This window comes from Lysinibacillus alkalisoli, assembly GCF_014643595.1.
Lineage (GTDB): Bacteria > Bacillota > Bacilli > Bacillales_A > Planococcaceae > Metalysinibacillus > Metalysinibacillus alkalisoli.
In genome coordinates this window covers 311,964-325,402 of the sequence record NZ_BMJT01000001.1, presented here as the reverse complement: position 1 = coordinate 325,402, position 13,439 = coordinate 311,964, and the positions used below count along the sequence as shown (strand labels likewise).

The window sequence follows — 13,439 nt, the reverse complement described above, 5'->3', positions numbered from 1 at the left end:
CTCACCCCTTACTTGTTACCATTATAACGTAAAAAAATCGCATCTTTACTTCATACAATAAAGATGCGATCCGTCGCCTTTAATTTAAAATAGAAAATTCTGATAATTTAAATTGTATTTTTACGATGACGATATGCTGCCATAAACGTAGCTATAATAAGTGCAAAACCTAAGTAACCCATCGTCGCATATACGTTGCCAACCAATTGTGTAAAGCCTACAAAACTTGCCCCGTAGCCAACCATACCAATTACAACAATAATCCCTTTGAAATACGGATAATCTGGGGCTACAAAACGTACAGTAAATGAGTAAATCATACCTACAGCTGTATTATACATCATACCTAAAAGAGCAATAGCCATTAATATCCCTACGGCTGGATGGATTTGTTTAGCTAATGCTAATGTAGGCATCGCCTCCTCAGCTACAACATCTATTTTCATCAATAATGTAAGATTAATCAACACAATAAGTATACCTAATAATAAACCACCTAACATGCCACCTGTACCTGCAATCTTCTTTGTTTTAGCGGTACTACCCATAACAATTAATAAAGCAATACCTGCAGCAATATTATACGAAACATAAAGTAAAGCGCCTATGACCCAATGCGAGGCAGCCGATTTTTGCGTTTGGGCTAATGTATGTTGGTCATTAAAACTCATATCACTTGTTACTAATGCATAGCCTAAAACAATAAAGATAATAATCATTAAGTATGGCGTCAACATACCAATAACTTTAATGATTCCTTCCACATTTAATAATAAAGTTAACACAGTGGCTACTGCCATAATAATGCTACCTACCATGGCAGGAATATTAAACATTTGTTCAAATGTTGCACTTGCACCTGCACCTGCAAACATCACAACTGCTACTCCAAATAAAAAGAAAGTAATCACTACGTCTAATAGCGTACCAATATAACGCCCACCGATATAATAAATCACCTCTTTATGCGAAGTAGTCGGTAACTCTTTTCCTAATCGGGCTAAAGTTTTGCCGAGTGCCATAAACATTAAGGTAGCAATTATGCTACCTATAATGCCATATGCACCAAAGCTTGTGAAATATTGCATGATTTCCTGCCCCGAGGCAAACCCTGCTCCTACAATAATACCTACAAAGGCACCACCTATTTGCCAGCTTTGTTTCATAATAATCTCCTTTTTAACGATACGTTTTCTTCTTCTCTGTATAAGCTGCAATAGTGGCTTTGTTAACGGTATAACCAATGCCTGTTGTTTTTGGCACATCAATATAACCATCAACTACTACGACTTCTGGGTCAATAATATCCTTCTCCCAATAACGGCTTGAACTCGCTGTGTCACCAGGCATAATGAAATTCGGTAGCGTAGTTAGAGCTACATTATGAGCGCGCCCAATCCCCGACTCCAACATCCCACCACACCATACAGGGATGTTATGGGCTAAACAATAATCATGAATTTTTTTAGCTTCTGTTAAACCACCCACGCGGCCAATTTTAATATTAATAATCTTAGTGCTCCCTAATGCTACTGCTTTACGGGCATCCTCTAAAGAATGAATACTCTCATCTAAACAAATGGGTGTTGCCACCTCTTTTTGCAACGTAGCATGGTCAATAATATCGTCTGAAGCAAGTGGTTGTTCAATCATCGTTAAATCAAAGGCATCCAGTTGTTTTAATAACGCTACATCTTCTAAACGGTATGCTGAGTTTGCATCTGCCATAAATGCAACAGTAGGGAATGTCTCACGTAACGTACGTATTACCTCGACATCCCAGCCTGGTTTGATTTTTACTTTAATACGTTTGTAACCTTCTTTGACATAACCATCCACTAAACTCACTAATGTCGCAATATCATTTTGTATACCAATACTAATGCCCACCTCTATTCTTTCTTTCGTTCCACCTAATGCCTGTGCTAAAGATTGATTGGTGAGTTGTGCGTAAATATCCCAAACAGCACCTTCTAGTGTCGATTTCGCCATATTATTTTTGCGTATCGGTTCAAATAATGTCGACACCTCATCAGGATGTTGTATCGCTTTATTTAAAAGTAATGGAATTAAAAAGTCCTCTAACATATGCCAATTTGTTTGTAATGTTTCCTCATTATACCAAGGCGAATGGAAGGCAACAGACTCGCCCCAACCTGTCACACCTGACTCATCCTTAGCTTCTAGCAGTAAAAAATCCCGGTGCTCAAACGTTCCAAAGCTCGTTGTAAAAGGGTCTTTTAATTTCATTTTTAATTGGTGAATGGTAACCTCAGTAATCTTCATACTATTCTCTCCTATATTTCAAGTTGATGTTTGGGTACAAATATATAATCATTCATTGCTGTATGTTGCTTTACAGCCACAGCAACATAGTCTTGTGCTAACAAGTTTTGAATGGCCGCCCTTGTTTGTAAACGCCAATCCAAAGCTAAGGCAGCATCTTGCGCTTTAATATCTTGAAAATCTTTTGGTACTGGTACACTGTAATACTCTCCTGTAGCTATTACGGGGTGTGCTTTTTGCACATAAAGATGGTGACTTTTAGTATGTGCTATTTGAAATACGGCTGTTATATTGTGATTAAATGTTTGAGTTTGTTGAATGTAAGGTGAAGTAATATGCCAATTCACTTCAAAGCGGTCAGAGGGTAATCCTTTATTAAAGCCATCTTGCATCTCGCCATAACAATTCTCAATATAAGTGTCACAAACGCCATGTAACTTTGTCAGATTTAAGTAACCATTCCTTGTTTCTAATGGGTCAAATGTCCACACCATGACTTCATAACCGCGTATAATAGCTACTTCTTTTTGTTTATGTTTTAATAATGCTCCAATCCCTTGTGAGCGATAATCTGGATGAATACCTAACATATGAGAGCATAAATAACTTTTTCCTTCACGAAAGCCTGCAAAGCCATAGCTAAAACCAATCAATGTTTGTTGATGATAGGCACCAATAACGATGCCCCCATTTTTTAAAGCGGTTAATGTTTGATGGGTAGGTACAGGAGCTGTCACTTGCCACACAATTTTCTCTAATGCTTGTACTTGAAGCAACTCTTCCATTGTTGTGATCTCGCGAATATCATACACTAGCTCTCAACCTCCATCGCTGCCAAACATGCTACTTCTGCTAAAATCTGTGCTCCTTCATGTAGTCGTTCTGTATTAAACGTCATATTAGGATGGTGTAGACCTGGTGTCACTGCGCACCCTAACCCTAGCATTGTTGCTTTAAGACTTGGGCACTCATACGTATAAAAATGAAAGTCCTCTCCACCTGGCGACACAATACTAGGTGCACAGTTTTCTTGACCTACAATAGTATGAATAGCGGTTGTTAATAATTGTGTTGCCAACTCATCTACTTGAGCTGCAACGATTTCCGCACTTACATTAGTAATAATTTTAGCTTGATATATGGCTTCAACACCTCGCAATACACGTGTGAGCCCCTCCATGAGTTGTTCCATTACTTCATTTGTTTGAGCACGTGCATCTATGCTAAAAGTGGCCTGTCCAGGAATAATGTTAGTTGAACTCCCACCACCTTGAAATTGCGTTACTTTAATAGAAGAAGATACATTAGGGTCTGCCCATATTTTTTGTAAGCCTTCAATAATTGCAGCTCCTACTTCAATCGCATTAATCCCTAATTCAGGGCGTGCCCCATGTGTTTCAATACCTGTAATAGTCCCTTGAATTAACTTAGCTGCCCCGTGGTAAATGGCAGGTGCATGTTGACCATCTGATAATTCTTTAATAGGGCGCACATGAATGCCAAATAAAAACTGTAAATGATCGATCACACCTTGTGCTACTACTGCTTTTGCACCTTGTGCTTTTTCTTCTGCTGGCTGAAAAATAATCCGTATAGCTTGTTGTAAGTTTTGCTGTTGTACATACATGGCAGCTCCAATCCCCATTGCAATGTGACCATCATGACCACAAGAATGATTTGCTTGAAACACACCGTCTACTTCTTGCCATAAGGCATCCAAATCTACCCGAATGCCTACTTGAGGTGTACCTACACCAATATCTACGTATAAACCTGTTGGTGTTAATAATTGAGGTGCTAATCCTAATGCTATTAATTGCTGTTCAATATATTTTGTTGTTTGCTGTTCTTGCCAACTAATTTCTGGATTGGCATGAATATGTTGATACACCTCCATAACTTTCTGTTGTATTTTTGTGATTACTTGTTCCATTGGTCTCAACTCCATCGGTCTGTCATAAATACGTTTGTATAATCATCAAAAATGAGCCTTTGCTGTTCATAATATGTAGGGTCTTGTGTTGTCATGCCTGCAATCAACGCATTAATAAATGAAATAATGGTTGGCATTGTATCTATTGTGGATACACCTGTAAAAGATTGCACAAAGCAAATCGTAGCATGTGGCACCACTGGCGAAATATGAGCATCTGTAATCGCTACAACCTCGACCCCTTTACTTTTAGCCTCCTTAGCAATTAATACTGTCTCTTTAAAATAGCGATGGAAAGAGAAAACTACTAACATATCGGCTGAGGTCATCTCTTGCAAAACACGCACAAAACTACTTGGGTCATGTGGTACTAAAACAATACGCGGGCGCAATAATCCAATAGCAAAATGCATCCATTGTGCCGCCAAATAAGAGGCACCAAATCCTACAATGTATAAAGTTTGGCAATGATGTAAGTGCTGAGTAGTCACCGAGAAATCGGCTTCACTAATTTGCTCTGCCACATGCATCACTCGTTTCGCATCACCCATCATTAATGTTTCATATTGCTTTGTTGTATTTTGTAACGATTGCTTATTCGTTAAATAATTTTTCAAACTACTTGTCTTATTATTTTGTTCAAATAAATATGTGGTAATCTCTTTTTGTAATTGTGCATAACCTGATAGGCCCAAAGCATAACAAAGTCGAATCACTGTTGTTTCACTCACTTGTGCTTGCTTACCCACCTCACTTGCAGCGTGTACGCCAACATAGGTCATGTTATGCAAAATAAAAGTGGCCGCTTTTTGTTGCCCTTTCGATAATTGATTAAATGTCATCTCGATTTTCTGTTGGATCGTTTGTTTCGTCAAAATGAAGTCACTCCTTCTTTTTAAACACAAATGAAGTTTAAACTTCTATTTATGTTCGCTACTATAGCATATGTTTTATACAAAGACAATTCATTTTCTGATAATTCAAAATAAAAAGTGCTCATGTATGTAATTTTGCTTTATAAACAGCAAAAAACGTCCATGATATCTACCATATCATGGACGTTTTCATTATACCTATTATGTTCTTTTTAGTTTAGCAAGCACTTTTTCCATGAGTTCTTCCTCTGTTAGTGCTGCAACGGGACGGCTATTTACAAATGTAAATGTCTTTTTTCGACCTGGCCCGCAGTAAGAATGACAGCCAATTTCAATTGTTGCTTCTGGATCGATTTCTTTTAACTTAGGAATCAATGTTTTTAAATTAACGGCCTGACATTCATCGCAAACTTTAAATTCGTTTGCCATAGTGTCAACAACCCTTTCTATTAGGTATTTGCATAAACGTATTTTACCCCACTTAGTACAGGCAAACAAGTGCTTTACTTAGCGAGCATTTTTTCATTGCGAGTGAGTACACGCTGTAAATAAAATAAATAGCGTTCATTCTCTACATCATTAAACGGTCTTAGCTGTACTTCACTTGTCGTCATTAATAATTGTTGTATGCGTACTACAACATCTTGTACAGTTAAGGTTTGTCTTAATAACTCGTTTAATGAAGCCATTACTTCAGGTTGGATTACAGGGTAAGTAAAGCGTGTGGTTTCATTTTGCAATCCCGTTTCGTAAAACTGTTGTATCATCTTAGCTCGCTCACTACCGCTACCTTCCACACATAAATAAATTTGCACTGCAACACCATCTCGCAAACGGCGCTGAGAAATCCCTGCAAACTTTTGACCATTGATGCTTAAATCATAAGAGCCAGGGCAATACGAACCTACAATTTCATACGCTTTAATTGCTTGTGTTTCAGGAAATAATAAACGTACAAAAGCTAACATCGCCTCATAACCATCATCAATGGATAACGTTTGTGTGCGCTCTGAAAAAACGAGGGAAACATTCAATATCCCTTCGTCTAATACTACTGCCAACCCTCCAGAATTACGCACGATAGGATGATAACCATTCATTGCTAATTGAGCCATTGCCTCATGAATATGAGGTAGGCGATGATCTTGGATACCTAGCACTACACTCGCTTGATGTACCCAAGTGCGCACAGTTGGTGGTGACAGCTGTTGGCCTACTAACTCACATAACGTATCATCTGCTGCAAATGATGTAAGTGGTGATTGTGTAAGCGCACTCAATGATTGATCGTATAAACGCCAAATTGGTTGTTGTAATAACTCCATGTTGTAACTCCTTAGACATAATTACCTTTAGTTTATCACACCACATACATTCAAGTTATGAGGTTTTTTATATAGAGTATGATAAAATGCTAGAGAAAGCTAATCACATTTAAGGAGTGTTTACATAATGAATGAAGCAGCAATTACATTAGATGGCTGGTATGTTCTACATGACTTCCGTGCAATCGACTGGGCATCTTGGAAGCTGATCTCACAAGAAGAAAGAGAAGCAGCAACCGCTGAGTTTATTACATTTTTAGAAAAAATCAATCAAGCAGACATTGATAAGACAGGCTCTCATGCTTTTTACACTATCGTTGGTCAAAAAGCCGACTTCATGCTAATGACATTACGAGAAACAATGGAAGAGTTAAATGACATCGAAATCGCATTCAACAAATTAGCAATTGCTGATTTCACAATACCAACTTATTCATACGTTTCTGTAGTGGAACTATCAAATTATTTGGCGGGTGAATCTTCAGAAGACCCTTACCAAAACCCACATGTACGTGCTAGATTATATCCTGAGTTACCACGTTGGAATCATGTGTGCTTCTACCCTATGGATAAGCGTCGTGAGGGCAATGACAACTGGTACATGCTTGATATGGAAACACGAAAAAAACTTATGTACTCTCACGGCTTAATTGGTCGTAGCTATGCTGGTAAAGTAAAACAAATCATCTCAGGCTCTGTCGGTTTTGATGACCATGAGTGGGGCGTTACTTTATTTGCTAATGACGTCTTACAGTTCAAGAAAATTGTATATGAGATGCGTTTCGATGAAGTTTCAGCACGCTATGGTGAGTTTGGTGAGTTCTTAGTAGGTAATTTGTTAGACCACGATAAATTACGCAATATGTTAGCGATTTAAAATGGATTACACAAAAGGAACAGCATTTTTATGCCGTTCCTTTTTATTTACAGATAAGGAGTAATGACATGAAAAAATGGCTTGTTTTTGCAGTTATTATATTAACAATCGCTGCTATCATCATATGGCAAAAGCAATCTACTGTTGAAGCCAACCCTAATTTGCGATTAATTAATCAAGAAAATCCCATACCTGGCGAAGCCATCCCAACCGATTTAGTTAATTTATATCAAATCGAACGCCCTTATCAGTTATTCGACAGTTCCATTGAATTGTCGTCGCATGTTGTAGATGCCTTAGCTAATATGATCCATGCAGCTAACAAAGATGGTTTGCAAAATTTCATTGTCATGAGTGGCTATCGCAGTGTGGAAGCACAACAAAAACTTTATGATGAGTTAGGTGCAGAATATGCCATGAAGCCAGGTTATAGTGAACATCATTCTGGTCTCGCGCTAGACATTGGCTCTACTGAAACGACAATGGACCTTGCGCCAGAAGGTAAATGGATTGAACAAAATGCCCATCGCTTTGGATTTATTTTACGTTATCCTGCTCATAAAACTGCGATTACAGGTATTGAGTTTGAACCTTGGCATTTACGTTATGTTGGCTTACCTTATAGTGAAGAAATGTATGAGCAAGACCTTGTCCTTGAAGAATACCTCACACAAGACAAATAAAAAAAGTGGTAAAAGGATTTTTCCTTTACCACTTTTCTAATTTTCACGCGTTTGTGAATAAACTGCTGTAACCTTCCTTACATTACTTTATACTGTAGCCTCTGTTATGTTAAACCGATTCTTTTTGTGCTTTTGGTAATGGCTCTTTGGGTGGACTACCATTAGAAGTCACACCTAGTACATCTAATACAAACATGAATAATGGAATACCTACAATTAACCCCCATACGCCTAAGAAATGTTCAGAGAAAATAATGATGATGAAGGTATAAAAAATAGGGAGATCTGTTTTAGCTGACATTAATTTTGGGTTTAAGAAGTAAGCCTCTACAGCATGTAATACCGCTATAATAAGCAAAATATAAAAGATATAACTAAACCCACCAATACTATATGCGATAATGGACAATGGAATTAGCGATATAATTACACCCGCTACTGGTATTAAGCCTAATGTAAAAATCATAACACCTAGTGCAATTAAATGAGGGAATCCCATAAAATAAAGAGCTACAACGGATAAAACACAGTTGACAGCAGCTATGATAAATTGTGCTTCTATTACTTTACCAAATGAACGAATGAACACTTGTGAGAAATAATGTAATTCATCATAAAGGGGCGCCATTTTACTATTTTTAAATTTCATTGTAAATTCAATAATTCGTTTTTTGTCGAGTAAAATAAATAAACTCAGAATCGCTGAAATTAAAATTTGCATAATAATCTTCCCGATATTGGCGATATTCTCCCATACCATGTTTACACCATTTTCGAGATACTTACCTAATTCTATTTTTTCAAAAGTTGGGGCGATGTAACGCGTAAACTCATTTTCATTTGGGTTCAGGCTGAAGTTAGAAATAAGCTTAATGAGTTGTGACACTTGATGGGAAACAATTGGGAAGTATTTATAAATCGTACCCACAATACCTGCAACAAATAGCAAATAAATCGCTATAATTATTACAGCACTGCTAATTCGCACATATTTACGAATAAAAATCGTCAATTTTGTGCTTAACTGCCCCATTAAGTACGTGATGATAAATGTTAATAAAATAATGTTTATCATGCTTCTCATTAAATATAAGGCGATGATAATACTGGCTAGAATGACAAAGCGCTTAAAACCATTACTTTTTAAAAAACTCCACACACACATATTCTCCTTTTATTGTTGAGGTGACCCTTTGTTATGTAAATAATAAAAGCATCTATTACTTTCCATTAAAATTGACAGCTCATAATTTTTTATTACTTTTATTATAACGTTTTCAAATAGCATGTCCAAACGTAACCCACATTTATTTGCGATTTTTTTGTAAATTATTTGTATTAAAATATTATTTTATTCATAATTTATATTTGAAATTGTCGACCCTAAGGAGGACTGCACATAAAAATGACAAGTGAACAGTTAGCAAATCATCCAATTTACCTTTATGTCTTTACAATGATCCTAGCTAGTATTGTAGGCTTAACTAATGAGAGCTTTACTGCTTTGTTTACATAGGCTATTTCACCTTATATAGCATTTTTTCCAAATTCCATTGACAAAAAAGCTCCATGCCTTCGTTAATAAGCGTTTTATTATTGCATTAGTAGTTGGTAACTTTATTATCGTGCCTATACTTGTATGGCTATTGACGTATTTTTTTACACCTTCTCTGCCTGCGTTGATGGGGATTGACTTAGTGTTGCTCACTCCCTGCATTGACTACGTAGTTGTTCTTACACATCTCGGTAAGGGCAATGCCAAGTTAGTAGTAGCGACAACTTCCTTTCTCATTACTTGTGCAAATGATTTGTCCTCCCTTATATTTAAGGCTATTTCTTGGCAAAAACATCTTAAACATTATACAGCCTACACCTTTTATACCTGCCTTTATTACCTCTTCTTGCTGCTATCTTTACACAAGATTGGTCAATATCTTTTAAGCAAGGTGTACACATTATACATCTGGTTGCCTGTACCTTTAATAGCCATTATGCTTTTTGCTGTCATTGCATCACAAATTAGTAGACTTTATCATGACGTTATCTTGTTAACAGAAGTTCTTCCTATTTATGTATTATTCGTACTCATTACACCATTTATCGCTTACGCATTAGCGCTTATTTGCACTAGACATACTAGCAGAGCGAGCTTTAACCTTTAGCATGAGCACACGCAACTCACTCGCTGTGCTACCACTCGCTTTTACCTTGCCTGCTCAACCTGCACCACTAGTAGTCGCTGTAATTATTACGCAAACAATTATTGAACTATTCGCTGAAATCATTTATATTCGCATCATTCCTACATGGCTTGTTACGTAAAAATATGCACCAAAACAAAAGGATAACAAGATATAAATTCATACGTTAACAAAAGTAACCCATAACTTTTGGTCTTGCGTACATCAAAAAAGTGTTAGACCAATAGTTCATTGATCTAACACTCTTAGTGTATTATTTGCCTTCTTTTACAACTGTCTTAATAATAAATAGCCAACCGATTAAAAATAATACACCACCAATTGGTGTAATCGCGCCGAGTACCTTAATGCCACTCAGTGCTAAAATATATAAGCTCCCTGAGAAAAAGACAATACCAGCATTCATACACCAACCCGCAATATTTAAACCTTTATTATTCCCTATTATATTGCGGCTCATCAAAATACCAATGACTAATAAACCAGCCGCATGAAACATTTGATACTGCACAGCTTTCGCCCAAATATCAGCCCCATAAGCGTCTAAAACATCCGCTAAACCATGTGCAGCAAAAGCACCTAGTGCCACGGCTAATAAGCCATGAATCGCACCTGATACAATAAATTTCTTCATTTTTGTCCCCATCCTTTATTAAAAATCAAATAATGAATCCCCGTTAGCCCCGTCCTCTTCTGCTGTCGGAGTAGATTGAGGGATTATTGAAGGCTGCGCAACACTTTGAGAAGTAGGTGTTGCTAAATCGGGTTGCTGTAATACAACATCACATAACGCTTTAATGGCAGTTAGTGATGCTGTAACATTCCCTGCTTTGGCATGTTGTAATTGTTTTTCAATCTCCTGCAAAATGGCTTGTTGTGAAATCATCGTCCGTCACCTCTTTGTTGCTTTTGTTTAAATTTCATGCAATCCATACCTGAGGATTGTTTAACGACTGTGGAAGGGATTTGCTTAGACTTGAAACCATAAGCTGTGCAAGCTCTAGGGTTATTTGTATCCCAAGTCACCTTAAAAAAGTGACATTGAAAACAATTAGCCAATCTAATGCCTCCTATTCAATGTAACATTTTTTAAACTGTAAAGACTGTGAACACTTTCCTACAAACACCAATGAATTGGTGTCTCTCCCCATTGCGCTAATTGTGCGTTAATTTGTGAGAATGGCTTGCTGCCAAAAAAGCCTCGATGTGCACTCAGTGGGCTTGGATGTGGAGCGGTTAAAATCTTATGTTGTGTATGCTGTGAAATCAGCGCTGCTTTTTGCTGAGCAGGTCGTCCCCATAATACAAAAATTATAGGTTGCTCTCTCTCTGCTAAACGTTTAATAATGACATCTGTAAATTGCTCCCAACCTTTGTTTTTATGGCTATGTGCTTGTCCTTGACGCACAGTCAAAACTGTATTTAACATCAATACCCCTTGATTTGCCCAACTTGTTAATGTCCCATTTTCTGGTTTTGGACAACCCATATCATCTTGTAGCTCTTGCAAAATATTACGTAAGCTAGGCGGGAATGGTACATGAGGTTTAACTGAAAAGCTCATGCCATGAGCTTGATTTGGTCCATGATAAGGGTCTTGCCCTAAAATAACCACTTTAACATCTTTATAAGCTGTCGTATGTAAGGCTGTCATTACCTCATCTTTAGGTGGATAAATCGTTTGCGTTTGATATTCTTGCGCTACAAAATGACGTAAATTTTGATAATAGGATTGTTCAAATTGGTCTCCTACTATCTGTTGCCAATCATTTGTAAAAACTTTTTTCATTGTTCTACACTCCAAACTGACCTTATATTTTTCTTTAAAACTGATTATTTTTATATCATCAGAATAGCGGTATACTAGTTCATACTTATTTTACTATAAAGGGGCGCTTAATATGACACTAAATAAAACATTAACTATCGCAGGTTCTGATGCTTCAGGCGGTGCTGGACTAGAAGCAGACTTAAAAACCTTTCAAGAATACAACACATACGGTATGGCAGCTGTTACGGTCATTGCCACAATGGATCCTGATCATTATTGGGCTCATGATGTCTACACATTACCTACTGAAGTGCTTCGTGCACAATTGAAGACAGCCTTCTCAACAGGCATCGATGCAGTAAAAACAGGTATGCTATCCACAGAAGAAGTAATAAAAACAGTAGGGCAAGTGCTGGCACAAGCCCATACGCCTAACGTTGTTATTGACCCTGTCATGGTATGTAAAGGTGAAGACGAAGTTTTAAATCCTGGTAATGTAGAGGCAATGAAGCAATACTTATTGCCCTATGCTTTAATGACAACACCTAATTTATTTGAAGCGGGACAATTAGCAAGTATGAAAACACCAAAAACACTTGAAGAAGTAAAAATAGCTGCGAAAAAAATTATGGCGCTTGGTGTTCCACATGTTGTGATTAAAGGTTGCCAAGGCTCACAACCTCACTATGCTGCGGACCTTTATTACGATGGGCAACAATTTATATTATTTGAAACACCAAAAGTAGATACAACTTATAATCACGGTGCAGGTTGCACATTCGCAGCAGCCATTACAGCAAACTTAGCTAACGGAAAAACCGTGGAGGAGGCTGTCATTGCTGCCAAAGCTTTCGCCGCTGCTAGCATTACGCATGGCTGGCAGCTAAATCAATACGTAGGGCCTGTGTTACACGGAGCGAGTTCACAATTTGGCGCACCAGCTATCATAAAAACTATTGTATAAAATTTAAATACTGTCCTAAACAACAGACACTGATAAAAATGTATCCGTGTCTGTTTTAATTAGCTCAAATACACGTTATTAGTTTAAATAACCCAAGCTATTAACTATGCAATTTTTGCGAACTTCTCTATACTAATACCATAAGTAATTCGGAAGGAGAATTATCGCTTATGGAAATTGTAAAAATTGACGCTTTACAAAAAGAGTTAAATGCTTTTGCTGGTAAAGAAGTCTTTATTCATTTAGAAACAACCAATGGCTCTTATGCAGCTCATTATGATACTAACTTTTTTAATGCGGGGGCATTCATTCGTAATGTTAAACTTGTATATGAACATGCTAAAGTTATAGAGGATACACCAAATCGTGTAGGTTTAAAGCTACCGCATGGCTGGGTGTATGCACAAGGGATCACACATTATGAAGTGGACGTTGAAGGTCGCTTATTAATGGCTGGATTAGACCATAGCGGTAAACTAGCTGTTGCTTTACAAATTAGTGAAACACCCTTTTCTTATTAAGGA

Annotated in this window: 18 protein-coding genes; 6 read left to right on the top strand and 12 right to left on the bottom strand. The window is 37.3% G+C overall.

The window, feature by feature from the left end; translation table 11 throughout:
* Positions 1–107: 107 nt before the first annotated feature.
* The 7 genes from IEW44_RS01430 to lipL all read right to left on the bottom strand — a co-directional run bounded on the left by IEW44_RS01430 (position 108) and on the right by lipL (position 6,419).
* Complete coding sequence (locus IEW44_RS01430) at positions 108–1,166, bottom strand: YkvI family membrane protein (protein ID WP_188613231.1); 1,059 nt, start codon at positions 1,164–1,166, stop codon at positions 108–110.
* A gap of 13 nt (positions 1,167–1,179) precedes the next feature.
* Positions 1,180–2,286 (bottom strand): o-succinylbenzoate synthase, encoded by a 1,107-nt coding sequence (menC, locus tag IEW44_RS01425; protein ID WP_188613230.1) that lies wholly within the window; start codon positions 2,284–2,286, stop codon positions 1,180–1,182.
* A gap of 11 nt (positions 2,287–2,297) precedes the next feature.
* A complete protein-coding gene (locus IEW44_RS01420; RefSeq protein WP_188613229.1) occupies positions 2,298–3,098 on the bottom strand; it encodes a GNAT family N-acetyltransferase in 801 nt (266 codons plus the stop codon).
* On the bottom strand, positions 3,098–4,219 hold the full coding sequence (locus IEW44_RS01415; protein WP_188613228.1) for an amidohydrolase: 1,122 nt from the start codon (positions 4,217–4,219) through the stop codon (positions 3,098–3,100). The genes IEW44_RS01420 and IEW44_RS01415 overlap by 1 nt, the downstream gene beginning before the upstream one ends.
* Positions 4,220–4,224: 5 nt before the next feature.
* On the bottom strand, positions 4,225–5,094 hold the full coding sequence (locus IEW44_RS01410) for a MurR/RpiR family transcriptional regulator (RefSeq protein ID WP_188613227.1): 870 nt from the start codon (positions 5,092–5,094) through the stop codon (positions 4,225–4,227).
* A gap of 201 nt (positions 5,095–5,295) precedes the next feature.
* Positions 5,296–5,523, bottom strand: coding sequence for a YuzB family protein (locus IEW44_RS01405; RefSeq protein ID WP_188613226.1), 228 nt, complete (start codon positions 5,521–5,523; stop codon positions 5,296–5,298).
* Between the two features lie 74 nt (positions 5,524–5,597).
* Positions 5,598–6,419, bottom strand: a complete 822-nt coding sequence (lipL, locus tag IEW44_RS01400; protein WP_188613225.1) for an octanoyl-[GcvH]:protein N-octanoyltransferase — start codon at positions 6,417–6,419, stop codon at positions 5,598–5,600.
* A gap of 127 nt (positions 6,420–6,546) precedes the next feature.
* Between lipL and hemQ the strand changes: the two genes are divergently transcribed.
* Together hemQ and IEW44_RS01390 are read left to right on the top strand one after the other, a co-directional pair.
* Positions 6,547–7,296 (top strand): hydrogen peroxide-dependent heme synthase, encoded by a 750-nt coding sequence (gene hemQ, locus IEW44_RS01395; protein ID WP_188613224.1) that lies wholly within the window; start codon positions 6,547–6,549, stop codon positions 7,294–7,296.
* A gap of 68 nt (positions 7,297–7,364) precedes the next feature.
* Complete coding sequence (locus IEW44_RS01390) at positions 7,365–7,979, top strand: M15 family metallopeptidase (protein ID WP_188613223.1); 615 nt, start codon at positions 7,365–7,367, stop codon at positions 7,977–7,979.
* Between the two features lie 109 nt (positions 7,980–8,088).
* On the opposite strand, the gene IEW44_RS01385 is transcribed toward IEW44_RS01390, so the two are convergent.
* Positions 8,089–9,138 carry an AI-2E family transporter gene (locus tag IEW44_RS01385; RefSeq protein ID WP_373286117.1) on the bottom strand — a complete coding sequence of 350 codons (1,050 nt, stop codon included), beginning with the start codon at positions 9,136–9,138 and terminating at the stop codon, positions 8,089–8,091.
* A gap of 394 nt (positions 9,139–9,532) precedes the next feature.
* Between IEW44_RS01385 and IEW44_RS16100 the strand changes: the two genes are divergently transcribed.
* Entirely contained in the window at positions 9,533–10,141 is a 609-nt protein-coding gene (locus tag IEW44_RS16100) for a hypothetical protein (RefSeq protein ID WP_188613221.1), read from the top strand.
* Position 10,142: 1 nt separating this feature from the next.
* The gene (locus tag IEW44_RS01375) at positions 10,143–10,301 is read left to right on the top strand and encodes a hypothetical protein (RefSeq protein ID WP_188613220.1); all 159 of its coding nucleotides are present in this window, start codon (positions 10,143–10,145) and stop codon (positions 10,299–10,301) included.
* A 132-nt stretch (positions 10,302–10,433) separates the two neighbouring features.
* On the opposite strand, the gene IEW44_RS01370 is transcribed toward IEW44_RS01375, so the two are convergent.
* From IEW44_RS01370 to IEW44_RS01355, 4 genes are read right to left on the bottom strand one after another with little or no spacing between them, the layout of a single operon-like run.
* Positions 10,434–10,814, bottom strand: a complete 381-nt coding sequence (locus tag IEW44_RS01370) for a DUF423 domain-containing protein (protein WP_188613219.1) — start codon at positions 10,812–10,814, stop codon at positions 10,434–10,436.
* 18 nt (positions 10,815–10,832) lie between these two features.
* On the bottom strand, positions 10,833–11,066 hold the full coding sequence (locus tag IEW44_RS01365) for a DUF5327 family protein (protein WP_188613218.1): 234 nt from the start codon (positions 11,064–11,066) through the stop codon (positions 10,833–10,835).
* The gene (locus IEW44_RS01360; protein ID WP_229704127.1) at positions 11,063–11,239 is read right to left on the bottom strand and encodes a uracil-DNA glycosylase; all 177 of its coding nucleotides are present in this window, start codon (positions 11,237–11,239) and stop codon (positions 11,063–11,065) included. Before IEW44_RS01360 ends, IEW44_RS01365 begins: the two co-directional genes overlap by 4 nt.
* Before the next feature lie 58 nt (positions 11,240–11,297).
* Positions 11,298–11,969 (bottom strand): uracil-DNA glycosylase, encoded by a 672-nt coding sequence (locus tag IEW44_RS01355; RefSeq protein ID WP_188613217.1) that lies wholly within the window; start codon positions 11,967–11,969, stop codon positions 11,298–11,300.
* Positions 11,970–12,081: 112 nt separating this feature from the next.
* Here IEW44_RS01355 and thiD point away from each other — a divergent pair, with 112 nt between their 5' ends.
* Complete coding sequence (gene thiD / locus IEW44_RS01350) at positions 12,082–12,915, top strand: bifunctional hydroxymethylpyrimidine kinase/phosphomethylpyrimidine kinase (RefSeq protein ID WP_188613216.1); 834 nt, start codon at positions 12,082–12,084, stop codon at positions 12,913–12,915.
* A 170-nt stretch (positions 12,916–13,085) separates the two neighbouring features.
* Positions 13,086–13,436 (top strand): YojF family protein, encoded by a 351-nt coding sequence (locus tag IEW44_RS01345; RefSeq protein ID WP_188613215.1) that lies wholly within the window; start codon positions 13,086–13,088, stop codon positions 13,434–13,436.
* The last annotated feature ends 3 nt before the right edge of the window (positions 13,437–13,439 follow it).

Bases quoted from the DNA above. Each gene is read 5' to 3' on its own strand.
- IEW44_RS01370 (WP_188613219.1), bottom strand. From the start codon at position 10,814: ATGAAGAAATTTATTGTATCAGGTGCGATTCATGGCTTATTAGCCGTG.
- hemQ (WP_188613224.1), top strand. From the start codon at position 6,547: ATGAATGAAGCAGCAATTACATTAGATGGCTGGTATGTTCTACATGAC.
- IEW44_RS01430 (WP_188613231.1), bottom strand. From the start codon at position 1,166: ATGAAACAAAGCTGGCAAATAGGTGGTGCCTTTGTAGGTATTATTGTA.
- IEW44_RS01345 (WP_188613215.1), top strand. From the start codon at position 13,086: ATGGAAATTGTAAAAATTGACGCTTTACAAAAAGAGTTAAATGCTTTT.
- IEW44_RS01415 (WP_188613228.1), bottom strand. From the start codon at position 4,219: ATGGAACAAGTAATCACAAAAATACAACAGAAAGTTATGGAGGTGTAT.
- IEW44_RS01365 (WP_188613218.1), bottom strand. From the start codon at position 11,066: ATGATTTCACAACAAGCCATTTTGCAGGAGATTGAAAAACAATTACAA.
- IEW44_RS01405 (WP_188613226.1), bottom strand. From the start codon at position 5,523: ATGGCAAACGAATTTAAAGTTTGCGATGAATGTCAGGCCGTTAATTTA.
- menC (WP_188613230.1), bottom strand. From the start codon at position 2,286: ATGAAGATTACTGAGGTTACCATTCACCAATTAAAAATGAAATTAAAA.
- IEW44_RS01375 (WP_188613220.1), top strand. From the start codon at position 10,143: ATGAGCACACGCAACTCACTCGCTGTGCTACCACTCGCTTTTACCTTG.
- thiD (WP_188613216.1), top strand. From the start codon at position 12,082: ATGACACTAAATAAAACATTAACTATCGCAGGTTCTGATGCTTCAGGC.
- IEW44_RS01390 (WP_188613223.1), top strand. From the start codon at position 7,365: ATGAAAAAATGGCTTGTTTTTGCAGTTATTATATTAACAATCGCTGCT.
- lipL (WP_188613225.1), bottom strand. From the start codon at position 6,419: ATGGAGTTATTACAACAACCAATTTGGCGTTTATACGATCAATCATTG.
- IEW44_RS01355 (WP_188613217.1), bottom strand. From the start codon at position 11,969: ATGAAAAAAGTTTTTACAAATGATTGGCAACAGATAGTAGGAGACCAA.